At 73.3% G+C, this 7,276-nt stretch carries 6 protein-coding genes; 5 read left to right on the forward strand and 1 reads right to left on the reverse strand.

The window, feature by feature from the left end; genetic code table 11:
• Window positions 1-11: 11 nt before the first annotated feature.
• The 4 genes from IEZ12_RS03610 (at window position 12) to IEZ12_RS03625 (ending at window position 5,651) form a co-directional block, all read left to right on the forward strand.
• Entirely contained in the window at window positions 12-134 is a 123-nt protein-coding gene (locus IEZ12_RS03610; protein WP_229847234.1) for an RICIN domain-containing protein, read from the forward strand.
• A gap of 641 nt (window positions 135-775) precedes the next feature.
• On the forward strand, window positions 776-1,213 hold the full coding sequence (locus tag IEZ12_RS03615; RefSeq protein ID WP_189270776.1) for an Lrp/AsnC family transcriptional regulator: 438 nt from the start codon (window positions 776-778) through the stop codon (window positions 1,211-1,213).
• Between the two features lie 72 nt (window positions 1,214-1,285).
• Complete coding sequence (locus tag IEZ12_RS03620) at window positions 1,286-4,237, forward strand: aminotransferase (RefSeq protein WP_189270777.1); 2,952 nt, start codon at window positions 1,286-1,288, stop codon at window positions 4,235-4,237.
• Window positions 4,238-4,316: 79 nt separating this feature from the next.
• A complete protein-coding gene (locus IEZ12_RS03625; protein WP_189270778.1) occupies window positions 4,317-5,651 on the forward strand; it encodes a flavin monoamine oxidase family protein in 1,335 nt (444 codons plus the stop codon).
• Window positions 5,652-5,756: 105 nt separating this feature from the next.
• On the opposite strand, the gene IEZ12_RS03630 is transcribed toward IEZ12_RS03625, so the two are convergent.
• Window positions 5,757-6,407 (reverse strand): RICIN domain-containing protein, encoded by a 651-nt coding sequence (locus IEZ12_RS03630; protein WP_189270779.1) that lies wholly within the window; start codon window positions 6,405-6,407, stop codon window positions 5,757-5,759.
• Window positions 6,408-6,512: 105 nt separating this feature from the next.
• Between IEZ12_RS03630 and IEZ12_RS03635 the strand changes: the two genes are divergently transcribed.
• Window positions 6,513-7,276, forward strand: a 764-nt coding sequence (locus IEZ12_RS03635) for an AfsR/SARP family transcriptional regulator (RefSeq protein WP_229847198.1), incomplete at its 3' end; no start/stop codon positions are given.

Consider the following 7,276-nt stretch of genomic DNA (forward strand, 5'->3'; position numbering starts at 1 on the left):
GTACCGTCCAGGTGATCTCGGTCAACAGCGGCAAGTGCCTCGACGTCACCGGCGCCTCGACGGCAGACGGCGCCCAGGTGATCCAGTGGACCTGCGAGGTCGGCAAGCCCAACCAGGAGTGGACCGTCTCGTAGCCGGTCCCGGGTCCGCCCCTCACCAGCTCGGTGATCATTCGGTCGGACAGCGCCTCGGCACGAGCGAGCCGACGATGAACAGCCGCCCAGCCCTGACCCCCGCGTGAGCGGGGTCGGGGGCTGGGCAGGTCGCCGCTGCCGCCTGCAGCTGGCCCACCGGCAGGCGTCCGGCCAGCTACAGCGCATGTGGATGGACGGAGTCGGACACTTCCGGCCGAGGCAACACCTGAGCCTCCGTCGGACCGTGCGAACCGGACGAACCGCTCAGCTCACTCGACTCCACTGCTTGGAGGCCAAGTTGGCCGGCCGCTCGGGATCCGTCGAGTGGGCGGCCAACCAGCAGGGTAGCGACCGCACTTGACTGGGAGCCAAGGGGTTCAGGTCCGTCTCCCGCCGTCCGGGCCCGGTGCCGCATGCCGCGGGCCGCCTTCACCGGACGACGTCTCGACCGAGGTTGTCCGACCTTGTGCAGTTGCCCTCCTCGACCGCTGCGGACGATCGATCCACGCTCGATTCGCGCGCGGAAACAATTGATTCGATCGTCCAGACCGTTGATTCGAGCGTCCGGATCGGGCATCGTGTCCTGCACAGCGCTCCGGGCTGCTGTTTCCGCGTGTTCCGCAGTGAAGGGGTTCTGCCGCATGGACGAGATCGACCGGGCCATCCTGCGGGAGCTCCAGGTGGACGGGCGGATCCCGTATGCCGAGTTGGGGCCGAAGGTCGGGCTGTCGCCGTCGGCTGCGCGGCAGCGGGTGCAGCGGCTGGTCGATGCCAAGGCGGTGCAGGTGGTGGGGGTGACCGACCCGATGACCATGGGGCGTCAGACGATGGCGCTGCTGGGGCTGCGGGTGGACGGCGATCCCCGGGCGGTGGCGGACGCACTGTCGCGGCACGACGAGGTCGTGTACGCGGTGCTGACCGCCGGCAACTTCGACCTGTTCGTCGAGGTGGTGTGCGAGCGGCCGAACGACCTGCTGGATTTCGTCAACGACGCCGTGCGCACCGTCGAGGGCGTGGTGTCGGTGGAGAACTTCCCGTACTTCGCGATCCACACCCACCGCTTCCTGTGGCACACGTGAGGCCGGTGTGAGGCACACGTGAACCGGGCGTCCGCCCCGTACCCAGATCCGCACCACGCCGAGGACTCCGCCATGCCCCACGCCGAGCACCGCACCGTCGACTTCTTCGCCGAGGACGCGCTTCCCGTCCCGGTCGTCACCCCGGCCGAGGCCGAACTCCTTGCTGCCCGGCAGCTCGGGGTCGCCGGGCGGGCCGAGCCGCTGGGCAGCCAGCAGGACGCCAACTTCCTTCTGCAGGAGGGGAACGGGGACATACTCGCGGTCCTGAAGATCGCCAATCCGGCCTTCGGCGCCGTCGAGGTCGAGGCCCAGGACGCCGCCGCCGATCTGATCGCGGCGGCACACCCGGAGCTGCGGGTCGCCACCGTGCTGCGCGGGCCCGGCGGTGCGCCGCGGCGCGCCGTCGTCGAGGCCGGCGGCGGGTCGGTCACGGCGCGGCTGTTGCGGCATGTCCCCGGCGGCACGCTGTCCGGCCCGCGGCACCTGTCGGCGCCGACGGTCGCGGCGATGGGCGAGATCGCGGGAAAGGTCAGCACCACGCTGCGGGACTTCCGGCACCCCGGGCTCGACCGCGTCCTGCAGTGGGACCCGCGGCACGCCGACCGGGTGGTGGCCAGGCTCGCCGGGCACGTCACCGAGGCCGACCGGCGGGACGCCGTGCTGGCGGCGGCGCAGGAGGCCTGGGAGCGGGTGGCGGCGGTCGCGGCCGAACTGCCGCTGCAGGCCGTGCATCTGGACCTCACCGACGACAACCTGATCCGCCGGCCCGGCAGCCGTCCGCCGATGCCCGACGGGATCATCGACTTCGGTGATCTGACGACGAGTTGGGCGGTCGGCGAGCTCGCCGTGTCACTCTCGTCGATGCTCCACCACGACGGCGTCGAGCCCCATCAGGTGCTGCCGGCCGTCCGGGCCTTCCATGCCGTCCGGCCGCTGTCCGCCGCCGAGGCGGGGGCGCTCTGGCCGCTGGTGGTGCTGCGTGCGGCCGTGCTGGTGGTCAGCGGGCGGCAGCAGGCGGCGGTCGACGCCGACAATGCCTACGCCACGGCCGCGCTCGACCGGGAGTGGCGAGTGTTCGAGCAGGCCACCCGCCTGCCGCTGGCGGTGATGACCAACCTGGTCCGGGACGCGGCGGGCTTCGCCTGCCGGCCCGCTCCGGTCGCCGCGCCGACGCACCAACTGCTCCGCGACCTCGACGAGTTCACCGTCCTCGACCTGTCCACCGATGCCGACGCGATGAACGGCGGGGCGTGGCTCGACGCCGGCGCCGAGGACCGGGCGGCGGCGGCCGCGCTGGCCGGCGGCGCGGCGGCCGTCCGCACCCCGTACGGCGCAGCCCGGCTCTCCCGGACTCCCGCGCTGTCCACCGACTCCCCCGCCACCGTGTCCACCGGCGTCGACCTGTGGCTCGGCCGGACCGCCGTGGCGCAGGCGCCCGACGCCGGCCAGGTGTTGGCCGCGGGGCCGGGCCGGATCGAACTCACCGTCGGGCAGCGGGTCTTGACGCTGGCGTTCGCCGCCGACGTCCACCCCACGGTGACTGCGGGCGCGGAGGTCGATGCGGGCGCGGAGCTGGTCCGCCTCCCGGCCGGGGCCGCCCTGCACCTCGCGCTGAGTGAGGCCGACGGTCCGGCCGTCCCGCCGCTGGTGCGTCCCGAGTACGCCGCGGGCTGGCTGCCGCTCACCGCCGACCCGGCGCCGCTGCTGGGTCTGGCCGCCGAGCAGGTGGCGGACGGGGGTGACCTGTTGGAGCGGCGCGGCGCGGTGTTCGCGACGGTGCAGGGGCACTACTACGCGGCCCCGCCGCGAATCGAACGGGGTTGGCGCCACCACCTGTTGTCCACCGACGGCCGCTCGTACCTGGACATCGTCAACAACGTCACGCCGCTGGGCCACGCCCACCCGGGCGTGGAACGGGCGGTGGCCCGCCAGTTGCGGCGGCTGAACACCAACTCGCGGTTCCACTACGCCTCGGTGGTGGAGTTCACCGAGCGTCTCGCCGCGCTGCTGCCGGATCCGCTGGACACGGTGTTCCTGGTCAACTCCGGTTCCGAGGCGGTCGATCTGGGGCTTCGGCTGGCCATCGGCGCGACCGGGCAGCCCGATGTGGTGGCGCTCCGCGAGGCGTACCACGGCTGGACGTACGCGTCCGACGCGGTCTCCACCTCGCTCCAGGACAATCCGAATGCCCTTGCCACTCGGCCGAGTTGGGTCCACACCGTGGATTCGCCCAACTCCTACCGGGGCCGCCACCGCGGCGCGGACGCGGCCCGCTACGCCCCCGAGGCCGTCGCGGCGATCGACGCCCTCGCCGCCGAGGGGCGCCCGGCCGGGGCGTTCGTCAGCGAGACCTTCTACGGCAACGCGGGCGGGGTGGCGCTGCCGGACGGCTACCTCGCCGAGGTGTACGCGGCGGTCCGCCGGCACGGCGGCCTGGCCGTCGCCGACGAGGTGCAGGCCGGCTACGGCCGACTCGGGCACTGGTTCTGGGGGTTCGAGCAGCAGCAGGTCGTCCCCGACATCGTCTGCGTCGCCAAGGCGATGGGCAACGGGCACCCGCTCGGCGCGGTCGTCACCACCCGGGAGATCGCCGAACGGTACCGGGAGCAGGGCTACTTCTTCTCCTCCACCGGCGGCAGCCCGGTCTCCAGCGTGGTCGGCCTGACCGTCCTGGACGCGCTGCGCGACGAGGACCTGCAGGGCAACGCGGTCCGTGTGGGCGGGCACCTGAAGCTCCGGCTCCAGGCGCTGGCCGAGCGGCACGCCGTGGTCGGCGCGGTGCACGGCTCCGGCCTGTACCTGGGGCTCGAACTGGTCCGCGACCGTGGCACGTTGGAGCCCGCCACCGAGGAGACCGCCGAGCTCTGCGACCGCATGCTCGACCTCGGCGTGGTCGTCCAGCCCACCGGTGACCACCTCAACATCCTGAAGATCAAGCCCCCGCTGTGCCTGGACACCGCCGCCGCGGACTTCTTCGCCGACGCCCTGGACCTGGCTCTGACCCAGCTCGGCCACGCCGGCTGACCGAAGATCGGGTCGGCCGCACCCCACAGGCCGATCCCGCCCCGGGTCCCACCCCTTCGAACTCCCTGGAACGGTAGAGATGTTGGACACGATCGTCGTCGGCGCGGGCATCGCCGGCCTGACCGCCGCTCGGCTGCTGCACGCCGCAGGACAGCGGGTGGTCGTGCTGGAGGCCCGGGACCGGGTCGGCGGCCGGATGTGGACGGACCGCGCGGCCGGGTTCTCCGTCGACCGCGGCGCCTCCTGGATCCACGGCCTCACCGGCAACCCGCTCACCGGGATCGTCGCCGAACTCGGCCTGGAGACCGTCGAGTTCACGGTCGGAAGCTTCCAGGCGGGCGGGCGGCCGATCGCCGACCACGACGAGGCCCGGCAGCTGATGGACGAGGCCGCGACGAAGCGGTGGCTCGACGACGTCGAGATCGCGGACGCGCTCTTCCAGCAGGCGATCGCCGACTCCGGCGACGACGAGAGCTACGCCGACGCCACCGAACGCACCCTCGCCGGCACCGGCTGGGACGCCGAACGGGCCGACCGCGTCCGGCAGTTCTACCGGCACCGCACGGAGGAGCAGTGCGGCGCGGACATCGAGCAGGTCGCCGCCCACGCCCTCGACGAGGACGCCATCGAGGGCGAGGAGGTGATCTTCCCGGGCGGCTACGACGCCATCCCCCACGCCTTCGCGGCCGGCCTCGACATCCGCCTGGGCACCACCGTCACCGCCGTCACCAGGTCGGCGTCCGGCGTCCGGGTCGACACCGGCAGTGGCGCCTTCGAGGCCGCCCAGGTGATCGTCACGGTGCCGCTGGGCGTGCTGCAGGCCGGGGCGATCGCCTTCACCCCCGCGCTGCCGGACGCCGTCGCGGGACCGATCGCCCGACTCGGCATGGGCGCGTTCAACAAGGTCTTCCTCCGCTTCCCCGAGCGGTTCTGGCCGGACGGCGTCTACGCGATCCGCCAGCACGGCCGGGCCGGCGTCCCCTGGCACTCCTGGTACGACGTCTCCGCGGTGAGCGGCCGGCCGATGCTGCTGACCTTCGCCGGCGGCGACTGGGCGCGGGAGATCGAGCAGCTGACCGACGAGGAGATCGTCGCCTCGGTGGTCGACGCCCTGCGCGGCATCCACGGCGACGCCGTCCCCGACCCGGTGGCGCACTGGATCACCCGCTGGGCCTCCGACCCGCTCGCCCTCGGCTCCTACTCGTACGTCGCCGTCGGCTCCTCGCACGACGACCACGACGCGATGGCCGAACCCGTCGACGGCGTCCTGCACTTCGCCGGCGAGGCCACCTACGGCCACGAGCCGGCCACCGTCCACGGCGCACTCCTCTCCGGCCACCGCGCCGCCGAACGCGTCCTCGGCACACCGCTCGCCCTGACCGGCCTCACCCGGGAGTTGGGTCCTTCGAGCTGACGCCACGTCACCGCCCACCGCCGGACCCGGCGGCGGGCGGCGGGCGGCGGGCGGCGGGCGGCGGGCGGCGGGCGGCGGGCGGCGGGCGGCGACGCGGGGAGACCGTCAGAGCTGCAACAGGTTCCAGCTCTGGTTCGCGGTGTTCCACACGTCGTCGGCGGCGATGCAGTCCCACTGCGACAGGACGGACCGCTCGCCGGGCGTGCCGGACGGGCCGTTCGCGTCCAGACACCTGCCGGTGGCCCGGTTCTTCAGGATCATGGTCGTGGGGAAGCACATACAGGTGTGCCCCACCCAGGCGATGCTCCATTCGGACGGCGCGTAGCCGGCGTCGCAGAACGGGTACTGCATGACGGGCGTGCCGTTCGAGTAGGTCCCCGCACGCCAGTCGAGCATCAGGCACTGGCCGGAGTGCCGGGCCTTGATCCGGAAGAACCCGCCACCCCTGTCGAGCAGTTCGAACTCCTGCGACAGGCTGGTGTTGTCCGGCCACAGGAAGGTGGCGGCGAACGGGGAGGTCGACGCCCACATGACGTCGGCCCGCAGCCCCGTCCGGACGTTCACGATCTCGTAGCGGGCGGGGTCCGCCGCGTGCGCGGACGGCGCGGAGGCGAGCGCCCCGACGACGACGAACGCCACGGCCGCCGCCAGGGCCGCCGGAGAGAGCCGGGAGAGCCGGCGCCCGGCCGATGCAGTGGACCTGGGGGGACGGCCGAACCGTTGGAACAGCGGTGTCCGCATGGTGTGGTCCTCCATGGGTTCAAGTGACCGGCGTGGTCGCCGGTTTGGCCCGGACACCCTGGCACTGCGGCCTGTGCGCCGACCTTGCGGCCACCTTGCGGGCCAAGCCAGCATGGGGAGTTGGGCATTCCGCGGGCACTGTCGATCACCTGGGGGGTACATGTGGACTTCCGGCTGCTGGGCGAGATCGAGGTACGGTCGGCGGGCCGGCCGCTCGACATCGGGACGCCGCGGCAGCAACTCGTCCTGGCCGCACTGCTCGTCGACGCCCGAAAGCCGGTCCCGATCGAGGCCCTCGTCGACCGGGTCTGGGGCCACGACCCGCCCGCCAACCCCCGGCCCGTCCTGTACGCCCACCTGAGCCGCATCCGCGCACTGCTGAGACAGCTCGACGGCGACACGCCCGCGCGGATCGAACGCCGCCACGCCGGCTATGTGTTGGACGTCGATCCCGAGCGGATCGACCTCCACCGGTTCCGCCGTCTGGTCGCCGACCGGCAGCACGACGACGAGACCCGCGCCGCGATGCTCGCCGCGGCCCTGGACCTGTGGCGCGGCGAACCCCTGGCCGGCCTCTCGGGCGCCTGGGCCGCGCAGGTCCGGGCCGGCTGGCACCAGCGGCGACTGGACGCGGCGGTGCAGTGGGCGCAGGCCGAGTTCCGGCTCGGCCGCGCCACCGCGGTCCTCTCCGCCGTGCCCGACCTCGCCGCCGAGTACCCCCTGGCCGAGCCCCTGGAACACGTCCTGATCCAGGCCCTGCACGCGACCGGACGGGATGCGGAGGCCCTGCACCGCTACGGCGTCGTCCGCCGACGCCTGGCCGAAGAACTCGGCACCGACCCCGGCCGCGACCTCCAGACCCTCTACCGAACCGTCCTGACCCC

The sequence above is a fragment of the Kitasatospora griseola genome (assembly GCF_014648555.1).
In the GTDB taxonomy this organism is placed as follows: Bacteria; Actinomycetota; Actinomycetes; order Streptomycetales; family Streptomycetaceae; genus Kitasatospora; species Kitasatospora griseola.

Bases quoted from the DNA above. Each gene is read 5' to 3' on its own strand.
- IEZ12_RS03615 (WP_189270776.1), top strand. From the start codon at position 776: ATGGACGAGATCGACCGGGCCATCCTGCGGGAGCTCCAGGTGGACGGG.
- IEZ12_RS03620 (WP_189270777.1), top strand. From the start codon at position 1,286: ATGCCCCACGCCGAGCACCGCACCGTCGACTTCTTCGCCGAGGACGCG.
- IEZ12_RS03625 (WP_189270778.1), top strand. From the start codon at position 4,317: ATGTTGGACACGATCGTCGTCGGCGCGGGCATCGCCGGCCTGACCGCC.
- IEZ12_RS03630 (WP_189270779.1), bottom strand. From the start codon at position 6,407: ATGGAGGACCACACCATGCGGACACCGCTGTTCCAACGGTTCGGCCGT.